We start from the raw sequence: 16,599 nt of genomic DNA on the forward strand, positions 1-16,599 counted from the left end.
CTCCAGTGAGGATGGATGAATGCGCCGCACTCTACATACGACAGTCAAGCGGGCTTGCTATTCGGCGCTCCAGCGCAGCCAGACCGCGCCCAGCGGCGGGATCCGCAGCGACACCGACTGATCGAAGCCGTGCCAGGGCAGGTCGTCGGTGTCGACGCCGCCCAGGTTGCCGACGCCGGAACCGCCGTAGAGCTCGCTGTCCGTGTTGATCACTTCGGCCCACCGGCCGGCCCGGGGCAGGCCGATGCGGTATTCCTCCTGCGGGACCGCGGCGAAGTTGACGATGCAGGCCAGCGGGTCGCCGTTCGGGGCGAACCGCACGAACGAGAACGTGTTGTGCTGCGAGTCCTCGCTGGTGATCCAGCGGAAGCCACTGGCCGACGTGTCCTGCGTCCAGATCTGCGGCGTCTCCTTGTAGACCCGGTTGAGGTCCTTGACCAGATGCTGGACGCCGCCGTACTGCGGGTCGTCGAGCAGGCCCCAGTCGAGCCCGCGCTCCTCGCTCCACTCGCGCAGGTCACCGAGCTCGGCCCCCATGAAGAGCAGCTGCTTGCCGGTGAAGGCCCACATGAAGCCGAGCAGGGCCCGGGTGTTGGCCAGTTTCTGCCACAGGTCGCCGGGCATCTTGCCGGTCAGCGAGCCCTTGCCGTGCACGACCTCGTCGTGGCTGATCGGCAGGATGTAGTTCTCGCTCCACGCGTACACGGTCGCGAAGGTCATCTGGTGGTGGTGCCACTGCCGGTAGATCGGCTCCTTCTCGATGTACGAGAGGGTGTCGTTCATCCAGCCCATGTTCCACTTGAAGCCGAACCCGAGGCCACCCAGGTGGGTCGGGCGGGTGACGCCCGGCCACGCGGTCGACTCCTCGGCGATGGTGACCGCGCCCGGGTAGTTCTTGTAGACCGTCGCGTTCATCTCCTGCAGGAAGCTGATCGCGTCCAGGTTCTCGCGGCCGCCGTACTGGTTGGGCGTCCACTCGCCGTCCTTGCGCGAGTAGTCGAGGTAGAGCATCGAGGCCACCGCGTCGACCCGCAGGCCGTCGGCGTGGAACTCCTCGCACCAGTAGAGCGCGTTGGCCACCAGGAAGTTGCGCACCTCCTTGCGGCCGAAGTCGAAGACGTACGTACCCCAGTCGGGATGCTCGCCGCGGCGCCAGTCACCGTGCTCGTAGAGCGGGGTGCCGTCGAACCGGGCCAGGGCCCACTCGTCCTTGGGGAAGTGCGCCGGCACCCAGTCCAGGATCACGCCGATGCCGGCCTGGTGCAGCTTGTCGACCAGGTAGCGGAACTCGTCGGGGGTGCCGAACCGCGACGTCGGCGCGTAGTAGCCGGTGACCTGGTAGCCCCACGAGCCGCCGAACGGGTGCTCCATCACCGGCATCAGCTCGACGTGCGTGAAGCCGGTCTCGAGCACGTAGTCGACGAGCTGAGAGGCCATTTCCCGGTACGACAACCCGGGTCGCCACGAGCCCAGGTGCACCTCGTACGCGCTCATCGGTTCCTGGTGCCACTGCTTCGAGGCACGCGCCGCCATCCACTCGGCGTCGGACCACTCGTACGAGGTGTCGTAGACGACCGACGCGGTGGCCGGCGGGACCTCGGTGTGCCGCGCGAGCGGGTCGGCGTGCTCGCGCCACTGCCCGTCCCGGCCCAGGACCTTGAACTTGTACTTGCTGCCGACGTGCGCCTCGGGCAGGTAGATCTCCCACACGCCGCTGGAGCCGAGCGAGCGCATCGGCCAGCCGTCGAACGGTCCCCAGCCGGTGAAGTCGCCGATCACCTGCACGCCCTGCGCGGCCGGGGCCCACACGGCGAAGCCGACGCCCTGCCCGTCCGGGCCGAGCGGCTGGGCGCCGAGCACCTTCCACAGCTTCTCGTGCCGGCCCTCGCCGATCAGGTGCAGGTCGAGCTCGCCCAGCGTCGGCAGGTGCCGGTACGGGTCGTCGAACTCCTCGCCGTCCACGTCGAGCCGGTAGTCGAGGACCGTGCCGGGCAACTCGGCGGCGAAGATGCCGTCCGGGTGCACCTTGACCATCTCGACCCGCTCGCCCTCGTGCAGCACGAACACCGCCTTGGCGCCCTTGCGCAGCGTGCGGATCACCGTGTTGCCGCCGCCGGGGTGGGCGCCGAGCACGGCGTGCGGGTCGTGGGTGTCGCCGGCCACCACGCTGTTCATGGCGCGCTGGTCGGCGGCGAGCGAGGAAGCGGATGGGCCGATCACGAGGGGTCTCCTTCTGCAGATGTCGTCAGCCGACGAGCCGGGCGATGGACCGCAGCGGGATCCGCAGCCATCCGGGCCGGTGCCGGGATTCGTACGCGGCCTCGTAGACCGCCTTGTCGAGCTCGTACGCCGCCAGCAGCGAGCCCTGCTGCCGCGGGTCGGCGCCGGACACGTTGGCGTAGCCGTCGCAGAACGCGGCCCGGTTGCGGTCGACCCACTCGCGGGCGCGGGCGGCCAGGTGCTCGTCCTCGTCCTGGTCGACCAGCAGCTGGTAGGCCGCGTATTCGTAGGAGCGCAGCACCCCGGCCACGTCACGCAGCGGGGAGTCGGGCCGGCGGCGCTCGTCCAGCGGTGCGCCCGGCTCACCCTCGAAGTCGATCAGCAGCCACGCCTCGGGGACCCGCAGCACCTGACCGAGGTGCAGGTCGCCGTGCACCCGCTGCACGGTGATCTCTTCGCCGGCCAGCTCCCGGAACTTGGCCTCGATGGTCGGCACGTACTGCTGGATCTCGGCCACCGACTGGGCCGCCTCGCGCAGCCGGGAGAGCACGGCGTCGACCGGGAACGTGGCCGGGCCCGAACCGAGCGCCCCGGCCAGGTCGGCGTGCACCGAGGCCACCGCCTCGCCCAGCCGGTAGGACTCGCCCTGGAAGTCACCGCCCACCTCGTCGGCCCCGAACTCGGCGTCGGCGAACAGGTCGCGGGCCGACGCCGTGGCCATGGCCCAGCCCTCGGCCGAGTTGCCGGCATATTGGGTGACCATGCCGAGCGGGCACGGCTCGCCGCCCTCGGTGGTCTGGAAACTGCCGAGGAGCCGGGCCACGTGCGCGTTGCCGCGGCGGCCGAGCACCTGGTTGAGCTCGATGTCGGGGTTGATCCCGGCCGAGACCCGGCGGAACACCTTGAGGATGGCGTCCTGCTCGAAGATCACGCTGGTGTTGCTCTGCTCGGCGTCGAACACCCGCGGCCACAGGTCGACCGGGAACTCGGCACCCGGCTCGGGTTCGAAGGTGACGTCACCGACCGTGCCGCCCGCCGCGATCAGCGCGAGCAGCTTGCGCGCGGCCGCGGTGTCGTAGAGCGCGTCGTAGCCGATCCGGTCGCCGTCGGTGCCGATCGTCGCCACTTCGCTGTATTCGATGATCGGGCCCGAACCCCAGGCCACGACCACCTGATACCGCTCGGAGCTGCCGTCGGTGTACTCGACGTCGATCAGCACCAGGTCGAGATTGTCGTCCAGGGGCGTGGTCGACGCCTCCTTGACCGACGACAGGGTGCGGGACTTGCCCGCGTACCACCTCTGCTGCGGCAGCCATTCGGCGAAAGGCAACGTCATTGCTTCTCCTCGGACCCGCACAGCTGGAACCAGTAGAAGCCGTGCCCGGGGAGGGTCAGGAGGTACGGCAGCTGCCCGATTCGCGGGAAGTTCACGTGCCCGGTCAGTTCCACCGGCGTGTACCCGTTCCAGTGCTGCAGGTTCAGCTCGATCGGTTGCGGGAAGCGCGACAGGTTGTTCACGCAGAGCACGACGTCGTCGCCGTCCTCGCGCAGGTAGGCCAGCACCGACGGGTTCGATCCGCCCAGTTCGCGGAACGTGCCGACGGCGAACGCTTCGTGGCGGCGTCGCACCGCCAGCATGGTACGCGTCCAGTTGAGCAGGGACGTGGAACTGTCCCGCTGCGCCTCGACGTTGACCGCCTGATAGCCGTACACCGGGTCCTGGTTGGCGGGCAGGTAGAGCCGGCCCGGATGCGCCGTGGAGAACCCGGCGTTGCGGTCGGGCGTCCACTGCATCGGCGTCCGGACACCGTCACGGTCACCGAGCCAGATGTTGTCGCCCATGCCGATCTCGTCGCCGTAGTAGAGCACCGGCGAACCCGGCAGCGACAACAGCAGCGCGGTGAACAGCTCGATCTGGTTGCGGTCGTTCTCGAGCAGCGGGGCGAGGCGGCGCCGGATGCCGACGTTCGCCTTCATCCGCGGGTCTTTGGCGTACTCGGAATACATGTAGTCGCGCTCTTCGTCGGTCACCATCTCGAGCGTCAGCTCGTCGTGGTTACGCAGGAAGATGCCCCACTGGCAGTTGTCCGGGATGGCCGGCGTCTGGGCCAGGATCTCGGAGATGGGGAAACGCGATTCCCGCCGTACGGCCATGAAGATGCGCGGCATCAGTGGGAAGTGGAACGCCATGTGGCACTCGTCGCCGCCGGCCTTGGAGTCGCCGAAGTACTCGACCACGTCGGCCGGCCACTGGTTGGCCTCGGCCAGCAGGACCCGTCCGGGGAACTCGTCGTCGATCACCTTGCGGCAGTGCTTGAGGAAGGCGTGCGTCTCGGGCAGGTTTTCGCCGTTGGTGCCTTCCCGCTCGAACAGGTAGGGCACCGCGTCCAGCCGGAAGCCGTCGATGCCCAGGTCGAGCCAGAAGCGCAGGACGTCGAGCATCGCCTCCTGCACGGCCGGGTTGTCGTAGTTGAGGTCGGGCTGGTGCGAGAAGAACCGGTGCCAGAAGAACTGCCGGCGCACCGGGTCGAACGTCCAGTTCGACTCCTCGGTGTCGACGAAGATGACCCGGGCGTCGGCGTACTTGTCGCTGGTGTCGCTCCAGACATAGAAGTCGCCGTACGGGCCGTCGGGGTCACGCCGCGACTCCTGGAACCACATGTGCTGGTCCGAGGTGTGGTTCATGACCAGGTCGGTGATCACCCGGATGCCGCGCTTGTGCGCCGCGTCGAGCAGGGCGACGAAGTCTTCCACCGTGCCGAACTCGGGCAGCACCTGGTAGAAGTCGCTGATGTCGTAGCCGCCGTCGCGCAGCGGCGACTGATAGAACGGCGGCAGCCAGAGGCAGTCGACGCCGAGCCACTGCAGGTAGTCGAGCCGCTCGATCAGGCCGCGCAGGTCGCCCGCGCCGTCCGAGCTGGAGTCGTAGAACGCGCGGACCAGCACCTCGTAGAAGACGGCACGCTGGAACCACGTCCGGTCGGCCGGCAGCGCCCGGGCGTGCTCGAAGTCGTCCGCGGTCGGGTGCTCCACCACCCCGTCCTCGACGTGGCTGCCCTCCGTCGGATCGTGCTCCGTCGTCTCTTCGAGGTCGAGATCGCTTTTCTGGTCCATCAGGTTCCCCACCTACCCACCCGCAGGTACTTGAATCTTCACTTCGACTACGAGCGCTCGATCACGAAGACGTGCGCCGGTTCGACGTACGGGTCGATCCGTACGGCGTTGTGCTGCCCCCACTCGTACGTGGCCCCGGTGATCTGGTCGGTCACCGTGAACCGCTCGTGCCAGTCCAGCCCGAGAGCCGGCATGTCGAGCACGGTGTTTCCCCACTGCACGGTCGTCGAGTCGAAGCTGACGACGACGAGAACCGTATTTCCGGTCTCCGGGTCACGCTTGCTGAAACAGAGCAGCGCCCCGTTGTCGATCTCGTGGAACTTCAGGTTGCGCAGCCAGTGCAGCGCCGGGTTCTCGTCCCGGATCCGGTTGAGCCGGGTCAGGTACGGCGCCAGCGACCGCCCCGACCGCTCGGCGGCGGCCCAGTCCCGCGGCTTCAGCTCGAACTTCTCGTTGTCGATGTACTCCTCGGCGCCCGGCCGCGGCACGTGCTCGAAGAGTTCGTAACCGGAGTACATGCCCCAACTCGGCGTGAGCATGCTTGCCAGGACGGCCCGAATCTTGAACATCGGCGGTCCGCCGTGCTGCAGCGACTCGTGCAGGATGTCGGGCGTGTTGGGCCAGAAGTTGGGGCGCATCCAGTCGATCGTGGTCAGCAGCGTCTCCATGTACTGGCGCATCTCCCAGGCCGTGGTGCGCCAGGTGAAGTACGTGTACGACTGCGTGAAGCCGACCTTGCCGAGCCCGTTCATCATGGCCGGCCGGGTGAACGCCTCGGCCAGGAACAGCACCTCGGGGTTGCTCTCCTTGACCTTGGCGATCAGCCACTGCCAGAAGTTCAGCGCCTTGGTGTGCGGGTTGTCGACGCGGAAGATCTTCACGCCGTTGCCGACCCAGTGCATGACGACGCGATAGACCTCCTCGCGCAGTGTCTTGTAGTCGTTGTCCCAGTTGATCGGATAGATGTCCTGGTATTTCTTGGGCGGGTTCTCGGCGTACGCGATCGTCCCGTCGGCCTTTTTGGTGAAGAACTCGGGGTTCGACTTCACCCACGGGTGGTCGGGCGCGGCCTGCAGCGCCAGGTCCATCGCGATCTCGAGGCCGTGCTTCTCGGCGGTGGCGATGAACGCGCGGAAGTCCTCCAGCGTGCCCAGCTCCGGGTGGATCGCGTCGTGGCCGCCCTCGTCGGAGCCGATCGCCCACGGCGAGCCGACGTCTTCCGGCCGGGCCACCAGCGTGTTGTTGCGGCCCTTGCGGTTGATCTTGCCGATCGGGTGGATCGGCGGCAGGTAGAGCACGTTGAAGCCCATGGCCGCGACGGCCGGGATGCGCTCGGCCGCGGTGGCGAACGTGCCGTGCTTGATCGGTGTCGACCCGGGACCGATCTCGGCGCCCTCACTGCGCGGGAAGAACTCGTACCAGGCCGAGTAGAGCGCGCGCTTGCGGTCGACCCAGATCGCGTACGACCGGGTGGTCGTCACCAGCTGACGGACCGGGTTGTGCCAGAGCAGTTCCTCGAGGTCGAGCGCGGGCGACACCCGGGCGAACAGCGAGCGCTGGTCGTCGCGCAGGGCGGCCGCGGCGACCCGGACCCGCTCCTCGTCGGCGGACGGCACGATCTTGGTGGCCAGGTCGAGCACGTCGGCGCCCTCGGCCAGGTCGTTGGCCAGGTCCTCCAGGCCCTGACCGGCCCCGATCTTCTTGACCACGGCGTCGCGCCAGGTGCGGTACGGGTCGTCGAACGCCTCGACGGTGAACGTCCACCGGCCGACCCGGTCGGGGCGGATGGTGCCGTGCCACTGGTCGAGGCCGGGCTCGCCGGGCCGCATGCGGGTGAACGGCTCCGATTCGCCGTCGGGGCCACGCCATACCACGTTGACGCCGAGCGAGTTGTGTCCTTCGCGATAGGACACGGCGGAGACCGGCACGAATTCGCCGACAACCGCCTTCGCCGGATAACGGCCACAGGACACCGAGGGCGTCACGTCTTCGATGGGAAAGCGACCGGTCATGATCTCCACCGTAATCTTCGTGGGGCGCGGGCGGGTGCGGCTGAACCAGACCGCCGTCAGGGCATACTTCTCCGCAGTGGAGGCGCCGCAAACGACAGCGTGCCGATGCGCCCAACCTACCGGAGTCCGCTCAGGCCGGCTCATCCAGGCGCGGCTTCGCACCACCGATGAATTCCGCCAATTCCGCGGTACGGATCATCCGTTCATGCTTACCGAGTTTGATCATCGGAACGTTACCGGCCAGCAAAATAACGTTTCCCGCTCGTCGGCCGCGAAGTACCGCGGACGGGCCCAGCAGCATCGGATCGTCGAACGCGGTCCGGATCGTCGCCATCTGAATCCGGGTGTGCGCGAGCGGCGGTACGTCGGTCAGGTTCGCCACCAGAAGACCGTCCGGGCGCAGCGCGCGCCGGGCCGCCCCGGCGAACCCGGTCGAGGACACACTGGCCGGCATCGCGGCGCCCACAAAGACATCCACGACGATCAGGTCGTACTGCTCGGCCTTCTCCACGGCCGCGCGGGCGTCCTCGATCTCCACCCGGATCGAGTCGTCGAACGGCAGGAACCGTTCCACCAACGTGAGCAGGGCCGCGTCCCGGTCGACGACCAGCTGCTCGGTGCCCGGGCGCAGATGGGCGATCAGCCGGGGGATGGTCAGCCCGCCGCCGCCCAGGTGCAACACCCGCCGCGCCCGGCTCAGGCGCACCACGCGGCCCAGCTCCTGCGCGTACGGGAAGTGCATGTACTCCGGGTCGGCCAGGTCCACGTATGACTGCGGGACGTCGTCGACCAGCACCGTCCAGCCCCGCGGACGGGCCGGATCGGGGCGTAACTCGGCCATCCCGAAGTCGATCGCCGCGTGGACGGGAGCGCGTCGGTTGCCGTGCGGTCCCATCCCGGTGACCCTACTCAGTTTCCGCCCCGGCGCCGCCGAGAGGTACTGCGAGACGCGGACCGACCGGGCCGCGCCGGAGCGGAGGAGACCACGTGGCTGGACCGTCTGTCGAGCTGTCGCCCGTCATCGCGGCGAGCACGCACTGGCTTGCGCGTGCCTACCCGGCGGGTAACAACGACACGATCGCCCACACGCTGGCCGAGTTGCAGGCCCGGCAGGCCGTCACGGTGGCGGCGTGGCTGCGCTACCCGACCGAGGTCGACGCGGCGCTGGTCGCGATCGCCGGCCCCGGCGGCTCGGCGGTGCTCGACTGGCGCGCCGGCAGCGAGCCCGAGGACGAGGAGGCCGAGGAGGAGGGCTGGCGCACCTGGGTCGACGAGGTCGTGGTGAGCTGGGCCGCGTGCCTGCTGGCCGACCCGTCACTGGCCCACCGGGCGGTCGACGCCGTGATCGCGGCGGTGCCGCTGTCGGAGGACCGGCCGCTGCCCTACCCGCGCCGGACCGGCGGGGCGCCGGCCGAGTTCCGGCGGCTGCTCGAGCCCGACCTGCGTGACCGCGACGCCTCGGTGCTGCTGCGCCACCCCGACCTGCTCGAGCCGGTGGCCGAGATGCACCGCGACACCTTGCTGTATCTCTTGGGCGTCGCCTCCGGCTCGCCGGGGATTGCGCCCCTCGGGGCCGACGTCGCGGACACCGAAAAAGACCTCGGCTTCGCCTAGTCTTTTTCGGTGCCCGCGACGTCGACGGGCGCAATCCCGACTTGCCTTGCGCTCAGATCAGAAGCCGGCACCCAACTTTGGGTGCCGGCTTTTGTCGTTGAGCGTGACCGCTCACGCACGTCGCCGTGACGCGCCCCGCGTTCTGGACGCGCCAGCGGCCAGCGGGGCACGTCGCGGTCCCCGCGGGAGCGACGGTCCGTACACCCGCCCAGCCGGGAAATGAAGCCCTTGATTTTGATCCTTCGGCGGCCTGGCTCGAATCCGGGAAGAAACTTTCTTCAATCGTGCAGCATTCTTGGCACGCCGGCCGTTACCGGTGCAAACAAGAGGAGCGGGGATGCGTGATGCGGACGGCTTCGACGAGTTCTACCGGGATACGTCCGCGCGTCTGCTGCGCTACGGATACGCGCTCACCGGAGATCTCGCCGAGGCGCAGGACGTGGTGCAGGAGGCGTACACGAGGGCGTGGCGCAACTGGCGCATGGTGGCGGCCCATCCGGCGCCCGAGGGCTGGCTGCGACTGACCGTGGCCCGCCTGTCGACCGACCGGTGGCGTCGTCTCAGCGGCTGGCGGGCCGCGGTGCGCCGGGCCGGGCCGCCGGAACCGGTGGGTCCGCCCAGCGAGGACGCTGTGCTGCTGACGGCGGCGCTGCGGAAACTGCCGGCGCCCACCCGGCAGGCGGTGGCGTTGCACTACCTCTTCGATCTGCCGGTGGCCGACATCGCGGCCGAGACCGGCACGCCCGTCGGCACGGTGACCTCGCGGCTGAACCGCGGGCGGGCCGAGCTGGCCGCCATCCTCGCTCCCGCCACCCGCACGCCGGAGGTCACCGATGTCGAACAATGAGGTCGACCGCGCGTTCGCCGCGCTGTCGTCGGATGTCGAGCGCGGGCTGCTGCTGAGCGGGCCCGAGCTGCGCCGCCAGGCCGGCAAGCGGCACAACCGGGGCGTGGCCCTGACCGCGAGTACGGCCGCGGTGCTGGCCGTGGGGGCGATCGGGGCGGGCTGGGCTCTCGCCGGTGATCGCGGCGGGGATCAGACCGTTTCCTTGCCGCCGCCCCCGTCGTCGTCTTCTGCTCCGGCGCCGTCGTCCGTTCCCCCCACCACCACTGCGCCGCCCTCGTCGGCTCCCGCGACTACCCCGCCGTCGTCCGCTCCCACGACCGACGCCCCGTCGATCCCGAAGTCGATTCCGGCCCGGGCACTGCTGACCAAGGCCGAGAGCCGTACGGGGGAACTGACGCCCCAGGACGAGCCGCGCGGGGTGCCCGAGTTCTGCGGCAAGGCGAAGTTCCCGAGCGCGTCGCAGAAGGGGGTGTCGGCGTCGGTGATGCTGATCTATCGAGGCGCTTCGGCGCCCGAGGGCAGCATCCCGGACGACGTCGTCTACAACACGGTCACCGTCTTCCGCGACGAGGGCGCGACCGACTATCTGAGCGAGCTGCGCCGGGCCGTGCAGCTGTGCCCGACGGGCAAGATGGGCGACCTCGACGCGCAGTTCGACTCGCTGGGCTCGCTGGGCCTGGGCGACGAGTCGGTGCTGATCGAGCGGTCGTACGCGGCCACCGACGGCCAGGGGGAGCCGATGAACAACGGCTCCCGCACGGCCACCTATCTGGCGGCCGTGCGGGTCGGTGACTCGGTGACCTTGCTGGACAGCCGGGGCTACGAGAACCTGTCGTCGAACCGGGCCGACGTCGAGAAGCTGGCCAAGGTCGCGGCGGCGCACCTGGCCGACTGGCGCTCCTGACTCTTCACGCCAGCCGGGCCGGGAACCCGCCGGTCGCGATCGGGCCCCAGCGGTCGATCGTGATGCGGATCAGGGACTTGCCCTGGTCGCGCATGGCCTGGCGGTACTCGTCCCAGTCGGAGTGCTCGCCCGAGATGACGCGGAAGTATTCGACCAGCGGCTCGAGGGCCTCGGGCAGATCGAGGACCTCGGCCGTGCCGTCGACCTGCACCCACGGGCCGCCGAAGTCGTCGGAGAGCACGCAGACCGAGACCTGCGGGTTGCGCCGCAGGTTGTAGACCTTGGCCCGCTCGGGATACGACGAGATGACGATGCGGCCCTCGGTGTCGACGCCGCACGTGTTGGGCGAGGCTTGGGGGCGGCCGTCGCGGCGGGTCGTCATCAGAATGGCGTGGTGGCGCGGGCGCAGGAACTCGAGCAACTGCTCGCGCTCGACCTCGGTGTTGGTGGCGATCGTGCGGGGCATCAGTGGGTCACCTTTTCTCCGGCCTCGTGCGGGGTCACGCCGCGGTCGCCGGCCTGGCCGTCGATCTCGGCGATGCGGGCGGCGCCGATGATGCCCGCGTTGTTGAGCAGCGTGGCCGGCACCATCGGGGTCCGGATGTCGATCAGGGGCAGCCAGCGGTCGGCCTTCTTGCTGACGCCGCCGCCGATGATGAACAGGCGCGGGGACAGCAGCATCTCGACGTGGGCCAGGTAGTCGCGGACCCGGCCGGCCCACTTCTCCCAGCTCAGCTCCTCGATCTCGCGGGCCCGGTCGGCCGCCTTGCTCTCGGCGTCGTGCCCGTTGAGCTCGAGGTGACCGAACTCGGTGTTGGGGATCAGCGTGCCGTCGAGGAACAGCGCGCTGCCGATGCCGGTGCCGAAGGTGAGCATCATGATCAGGCCGGCCTGGTCGCGGCCCGCCCCGAAGGCGACCTCGGCCACGCCCGCCGCGTCGGCGTCGTTGAGCACCGAGACCGGCTTGCCCAGCCGGTCGCTGAACAGGCGGGCGGCGGGGGCGTCGAGCCAGGACTTGTCGACGTTCGCCGCGGTGCGGGTGACGCCGTCGACCACGACGCCGGGGAACGTGATGCCGACCCGGTCGTAGGAGCCCTCGAACTGCGCCGCGACCTCGGCGACCGCCTCGACCACGCTGGTGACGTCGGACGGCTGGGGCGTGGGCACCCGGAACCGCTCGGCGAGCAGCTCGCCGGTCGCGGTGTCGACCGGGGCGCCCTTGACGCCCGAGCCGCCGATGTCGATGCCAAGAATGGCCATCTTCTTTCCCGTCCTTGAGGTGCCAGTTGTGCCCACGGTGTTTACCACGAGGGCACGACATTAAATCCCTGGGCTGCCCCAGGCTAGTCGGGTGACCCTCGTACTTTCGGCTAGTCAGGCATCAACTTCTCGGTTAGCGTTAAACCACGCGAACGGTCGCCGCAAGCGGGCACGGCTCTCTGCCCGCTCTCTGGAGGACCTGAAATGACCGTGTACACGGCGGTTCCCGAAACCGCTTCCGAGCTGCTCGTCACGCTCGCCCACCACCGTGACCGCCCCCGCCTCCGCGAGCAGGCCATCGAGGCCTGGCTGCCGCTGGCCCGGCACCTCGCCCAGCGCTACTCCGGCCGCGGCGAGCCGACCGACGACCTGATCCAGACCGCCACCGTCGGCCTGATCAAGGCGGTCGACAAGTTCGACCCGTCGTACGGTGTCGATTTCGCCGGTTATGCGATCCCCACCATCATCGGTGAGATCAAGCGCCACTTCCGCGACCGTACGTGGTCGGTCCGGGTGCCCCGCCGTCTGCAGGAGCTGCGGCTGGCCATCACCGAGGCCAACTCCACGCTGACCCACTCGCTGGGCCGCTCGCCGACGGTCGCCGACGTCGCCATCCACCTGGGCGTCAGCGAGGAAGACGTACTGGAGGGCCTGGAAGGCGCTCGCGCCTACAACGCCACCTCGCTGTCCACCCCGATCGGCGCCGACGGCACCACGTCACTCGGCGACACCCTGGGCGGCGAGGACGACCAGTTCGAGCTGGCCGAGACCCGGGTGGCCCTGGGCCCGGCGCTGGCCACGCTGAGCGAGCGTGAGCAGCGGATCGTGGCCCTGCGCTTCTACGGCAACCTGACCCAGTCGCAGATCGCCGACCGGATCGGCATCAGCCAGATGCACGTCTCGCGTCTGCTGACCAGGTCGCTGGCCAAGCTCCGGTCCGAACTGCACGAATCAAGCCTGCAGTAGCTCAGAGACCGTGACGAACCGGTAGCCGTCGGCCCGGAGACCGGCGACAAGCGCGGGCAGCGCGTGCAACGCGACCAGCCGCCGCTTGTCGCCGGCGTCGTGGGCCAGCACGATCGACCCCGGGCGCATCGAGCCGGTCAGGTCGCGGGCCTGCGCCGCCGGGTCGCCGGCGAACCGGCGTTCCCGCATCTGGTGCGACCACAGCGCGATGTCGTAGCCCATGGCGTCGGCGGCGAGCACAGTGGACCCGCCGAGATGCCCGTACGGGGGTCGCAGCAGTGTGGTCTCCCGGCCGAGGTGCCGTTTGATGGCGTCGTGCGTGCGCTCCAGTTCGCGCCGCGCTCCCGCCAGGTCGAGAGTGGCCAGATCGTCGTGCGACCAGGAATGGTTGCCCACCTCGTGCCGGGCCAGCCGATCCCGTACGAGACCGATGTGCTTCTCGAGATTACGGCCGACGAAGAAGAACGTGGCCGGCACGCCGGCCTCGTCGAGCGCGTCGAGAAACCGCGGCGTGTACTCGGGAAGCGGCCCATCGTCGAAGGTGAGCGCGACGACCTTCTCGGTGGTCGGCCGAAAGTAGTGGATCTGCACCCCGCCGTGCGCCACCGCCCCGAGATCGTCGGCGGCCGAGGCATACCCGCCACCGAGCGGCGGCCGGTCCCATCCACACCAGTGCCTGACGTGCCCACTGGCGGCCAGAGCCGTTCCCGCACCACCCGCGGCCAGTAAGGCCCCGCGCAGCACCGCACGACGAGTAACCATCAATCTCCCCCGATCGATCAGACCTCGCAGCCTGATTGATCATGGGAGCCCCGCGCCTCGGCCTCCCGACGGGTTTCCGGGCGCCGCCGCATCGGCCACAAGTCAGAGCTTCACGCGGGCCGTCTCACTCGCGGGAGCCGGGCGACGTCATCCGGGAGAACGGCGATCTCGAGTCGGACGCTGTCCCCGGCCGTGGCCTCGAAGACCCGGCAGTCCGAGTTCAGCAGGACGCGCTCGATCACGGTCAACCTGCGGCTCGGCCCGACCCTCAGACCCGGCAGCGCGACTCGCCGACCTGCCCGGGGCCGCCGAGGGACCCAGGAGCAGTCCGGACCGAGTTCCACATAGCCGTGCCGCCACCAGGTGACAAGTCGCCGATCGGGCAGCCGCAGACCGGCGTCGAGGCGTACCGGACCGCCGCGGCGGCTCCATCCGGGCAGCAGACCACCGAGAACGTCGCCGATCAGGTCGTCGATCACCCCACCATGATCGCCCGGCCCTGCAACGATGCTCTGTGATCAATCGTGTGTTCCCGGCCGATGCCGGCCTCTTCGAGCGAGCCGTCCGCACCTTCCGTGGGGCGACCGGCGGCGGTCGTGCGTACCTGGGAAGTCCGGACGCTCTCGCCTACGTCGCGTCGGACGGTCGCGACATCTCCGGATGGTGCTGGGGCTACCACCTGATCCGGCCGGACAACTCCTCCATGCTCTACCTGCACCAGTTGGAGGTTGCGGAGCCTTACCGCGGGCAGGGGATCGGCCGCGCACTTCTTTCCGCGTTCATGCGAGCCGGCGCACAGGCCGGTGCCACGAGGATGTTCCTGACCACCGGTGAGGCGAACGCGGCCGCGAGGTCCCTGTACGAGTCGGTGGGCGGCGGCCTGGCCGAGCAGGGGCCCACGGTCAGCTACTGGTTCCGGTTGAATCCCGGGGATGTATGAAGCTCTGCTCCTGACGGGCGTGGCCGGAGTCGGAAAATCGACGGTGGCCGCAGCCGCCGGGAGCGTCCTCACTAAGGCGGGCCACCGCAACGCCGTGGTCGACGCGGACGCGCTGGCCCAGTTCGGACCGTCCCCGGAGCGGGAACACTTCTACGACGAACTCAAGTGCGCGAACCTGGCCGCGGTGTGGGCGAACTTCCGGTCCGCGGGCGCCCAGTACCTCGTCGTGGCCGACAGCGTTACCACGCGGGCGCTCTATGCGGACAGCCTGCCCGACTGCGCGATCCACCTGGTCCACTTGATTGCGGACGACGACACCGTGCGCCGGCGACTGCGGCAACGAGACACCGGGCCGAAGCTCGAACAGCACCTGCGGGCGCTGCTCAAGCCCGCAAGCCCGATCGACGACTTCACGGTTACGAACGACCGTCCGGCACTCGCCGTCGCCACCGAAATCCTGGTACGCCTGGGCTGGGTGGACCGGCCAACGTGAAGTGAAGGGCGATTCCATCCCGGCGTGTCATCGCATGTCCGGGACACCCGATCGTCGGTGGTGGTGCCCGGGCGGATCCCGTCGTCAGCGATCTTCAACCAGCGGTGCGGACCATGTAAGTGAGGACTCACATCCTTACCGGTCAGGAGTCGACCGAGCACGGGGTGGTCCTTCCGCGCGGCAGTACTCCGTGGCGATCCGATTGTGCGATTGTCGGCTGATTTGTTTTCGCGTCCAGGCAGTTCTTGAATTTGGCATGATCGAAAATTGGCGGACGGCATGTGGGGCACGGGATAATTGCTGGCATGCGATACCAGCAGCTTTCATTAATTGCCGGGCCGGCGACGGAAGTCATGCGAGATCGCACGAAAGCACGTAATTATTCGCCGAGTCGGGAACAGTTTCGTCGTGACCATGCGCGTCGGCGTGATTGGGGGCTGGCGCGGCGTCATGGCTGGAAGCTGTGCCGGTTGCGGGGTTGCTGTCGGCGGTGCGGGGAGTTGGGGCTGCACGACGAGTTCGAGGCGATCCCGCCGTTGATCTGGCCTGAGGGAGCCACGAGTGTGCGGCCGTCAGCGGCGACACCGGGCGACGTCGTCGCGGCCGGCGATGACGAGCCGTCGAGTGCGTCGCGTCCGGCGGTTGTCGCCGACTCGGTGCCCGCAGAGTTGCCAGTGCGACCTGCTTCTTGGGTCGCGCCGGCATCCCGTGACGTGCGCGTGTCCCGTGGCGTGCGCGTGTCCCGTGATGTGCGCGTGTCCCGTGATGTGCGCGTGTCCCGCGGCGTGCGCGTGTCCCGTGATGTGCGCGTGTCCCGTGATGTGCGCGTGTCCCGTGATGTGCGCGTGTCCCGTGATGTGCGCGTGTCCCGCGGCGTGCGCGTACCCCGCGACGAGAGCCACCCCGGGTCGACTGGGCGCTTCTGTTGCCTGTGTCCGCGCGACGGGCCGAGCGCAGGGTGATCGTCAGCGCAGTTGCTCGTATCGGGCCGGGCTCGCACGCCGGGATCCGGGCCGGCAGCCCAGCACCGAACCAACGCCGCCGGCCCCGGCGACATCGGCCATGCGGAGCTCAACGGCTGAGTGTTCCTGGGCCGCCGATCAGCAGGCCGACGTTGAGGCCCAGGGGCAGCTGGTACGCCGGACCCGGAGATCTGAGTCAGCGTGTACCCGAGCCCCAGCAAGTCGGTGTCGGTCTCGCCGTCGGTAGTCGATGTCATGACACCGACCAAATCCCGGCCGGTCGGGCTTGGTCGTCCCGGATCGGCCCCCACCGTTGCGGGGGTCCGTGCGTACCCATCGCGCGTCGGCACCCGGATCGGCCCCCTGCGTTGGCCTCCCGCGTTGGCCTCCCGCGTTGGCCTCCCGCGTTGGCCTCCCGCGTTGGCCTCCCGCGTTGGCCTCCCGCGTTGGCCTCCCGCGTTGGCCTCCCGCGTTGGCCTCCCGCGTTGGCCTCCCGCGTTGGCCT

Annotated in this window: 15 protein-coding genes; 6 read left to right on the forward strand and 9 right to left on the reverse strand. The window is 69.3% G+C overall.

Features of this window, described 5'->3' with window-relative positions:
• Window positions 1-57 precede the first annotated feature (57 nt).
• The 5 genes from glgB to KOI35_RS33905 form a co-directional block, all read right to left on the reverse strand.
• Window positions 58-2,175: a 1,4-alpha-glucan branching protein GlgB gene (glgB, locus tag KOI35_RS33885; RefSeq protein ID WP_215792802.1), complete on the reverse strand. Its 2,118-nt coding sequence runs from the start codon at window positions 2,173-2,175 to the stop codon at window positions 58-60.
• A 70-nt stretch (window positions 2,176-2,245) separates the two neighbouring features.
• The gene (locus tag KOI35_RS33890) at window positions 2,246-3,556 is read right to left on the reverse strand and encodes a maltokinase N-terminal cap-like domain-containing protein (RefSeq protein WP_215792763.1); all 1,311 of its coding nucleotides are present in this window, start codon (window positions 3,554-3,556) and stop codon (window positions 2,246-2,248) included.
• A complete protein-coding gene (gene treS, locus KOI35_RS33895) occupies window positions 3,553-5,334 on the reverse strand; it encodes a maltose alpha-D-glucosyltransferase (RefSeq protein WP_215792764.1) in 1,782 nt (593 codons plus the stop codon). The genes KOI35_RS33890 and treS overlap by 4 nt, the downstream gene beginning before the upstream one ends.
• Window positions 5,335-5,381: 47 nt before the next feature.
• A complete protein-coding gene (locus tag KOI35_RS33900) occupies window positions 5,382-7,346 on the reverse strand; it encodes an alpha-1,4-glucan--maltose-1-phosphate maltosyltransferase (RefSeq protein ID WP_215792765.1) in 1,965 nt (654 codons plus the stop codon).
• A gap of 130 nt (window positions 7,347-7,476) precedes the next feature.
• Window positions 7,477-8,241 carry a spermidine synthase gene (locus KOI35_RS33905; RefSeq protein ID WP_215792766.1) on the reverse strand — a complete coding sequence of 255 codons (765 nt, stop codon included), beginning with the start codon at window positions 8,239-8,241 and terminating at the stop codon, window positions 7,477-7,479.
• A gap of 92 nt (window positions 8,242-8,333) precedes the next feature.
• Here KOI35_RS33905 and KOI35_RS33910 point away from each other — a divergent pair, with 92 nt between their 5' ends.
• The 3 genes from KOI35_RS33910 to KOI35_RS33920 all read left to right on the forward strand — a co-directional run bounded on the left by KOI35_RS33910 (window position 8,334) and on the right by KOI35_RS33920 (window position 10,711).
• The gene (locus KOI35_RS33910) at window positions 8,334-8,960 is read left to right on the forward strand and encodes a hypothetical protein (RefSeq protein WP_308121271.1); all 627 of its coding nucleotides are present in this window, start codon (window positions 8,334-8,336) and stop codon (window positions 8,958-8,960) included.
• A gap of 337 nt (window positions 8,961-9,297) precedes the next feature.
• A complete protein-coding gene (locus KOI35_RS33915; protein ID WP_215792767.1) occupies window positions 9,298-9,807 on the forward strand; it encodes a SigE family RNA polymerase sigma factor in 510 nt (169 codons plus the stop codon).
• Window positions 9,794-10,711: a hypothetical protein gene (locus tag KOI35_RS33920; RefSeq protein WP_215792768.1), complete on the forward strand. Its 918-nt coding sequence runs from the start codon at window positions 9,794-9,796 to the stop codon at window positions 10,709-10,711. The genes KOI35_RS33915 and KOI35_RS33920 overlap by 14 nt, the downstream gene beginning before the upstream one ends.
• A gap of 4 nt (window positions 10,712-10,715) precedes the next feature.
• Here KOI35_RS33920 and KOI35_RS33925 read toward each other — a convergent pair whose 3' ends face one another.
• Together KOI35_RS33925 and ppgK are read right to left on the reverse strand one after the other, a co-directional pair.
• Window positions 10,716-11,177, reverse strand: a complete 462-nt coding sequence (locus KOI35_RS33925; protein ID WP_215792769.1) for a PPOX class F420-dependent oxidoreductase — start codon at window positions 11,175-11,177, stop codon at window positions 10,716-10,718.
• Window positions 11,177-11,971 (reverse strand): polyphosphate--glucose phosphotransferase, encoded by a 795-nt coding sequence (gene ppgK / locus KOI35_RS33930; RefSeq protein WP_215792770.1) that lies wholly within the window; start codon window positions 11,969-11,971, stop codon window positions 11,177-11,179. Before ppgK ends, KOI35_RS33925 begins: the two co-directional genes overlap by 1 nt.
• A 204-nt stretch (window positions 11,972-12,175) precedes the next feature.
• Between ppgK and KOI35_RS33935 the strand changes: the two genes are divergently transcribed.
• The gene (locus KOI35_RS33935) at window positions 12,176-12,937 is read left to right on the forward strand and encodes an RNA polymerase sigma factor SigF (RefSeq protein ID WP_215792771.1); all 762 of its coding nucleotides are present in this window, start codon (window positions 12,176-12,178) and stop codon (window positions 12,935-12,937) included.
• Here KOI35_RS33935 and KOI35_RS33940 read toward each other — a convergent pair.
• Entirely contained in the window at window positions 12,923-13,699 is a 777-nt protein-coding gene (locus KOI35_RS33940; RefSeq protein WP_215792772.1) for a polysaccharide deacetylase family protein, read from the reverse strand. The two genes, KOI35_RS33935 and KOI35_RS33940, sit on opposite strands and share 15 nt — an antisense overlap.
• A 110-nt stretch (window positions 13,700-13,809) precedes the next feature.
• Window positions 13,810-14,178 carry a hypothetical protein gene (locus KOI35_RS33945; RefSeq protein ID WP_215792773.1) on the reverse strand — a complete coding sequence of 123 codons (369 nt, stop codon included), beginning with the start codon at window positions 14,176-14,178 and terminating at the stop codon, window positions 13,810-13,812.
• Between the two features lie 35 nt (window positions 14,179-14,213).
• On the opposite strand from KOI35_RS33945, the gene KOI35_RS33950 reads away from it, so the two are divergent.
• Together KOI35_RS33950 and KOI35_RS33955 are read left to right on the forward strand one after the other, a co-directional pair.
• Window positions 14,214-14,639, forward strand: a complete 426-nt coding sequence (locus tag KOI35_RS33950) for a GNAT family N-acetyltransferase (protein ID WP_215792774.1) — start codon at window positions 14,214-14,216, stop codon at window positions 14,637-14,639.
• Window positions 14,632-15,132, forward strand: a complete 501-nt coding sequence (locus KOI35_RS33955) for an AAA family ATPase (RefSeq protein WP_215792775.1) — start codon at window positions 14,632-14,634, stop codon at window positions 15,130-15,132. The genes KOI35_RS33950 and KOI35_RS33955 overlap by 8 nt, the downstream gene beginning before the upstream one ends.
• Window positions 15,133-16,599 lie beyond the last annotated feature (1,467 nt).

The sequence above is a fragment of the Paractinoplanes bogorensis genome, assembly GCF_018829635.1.
In the GTDB taxonomy this organism is placed as follows: Bacteria; Actinomycetota; Actinomycetes; order Mycobacteriales; family Micromonosporaceae; genus Actinoplanes; species Actinoplanes bogorensis.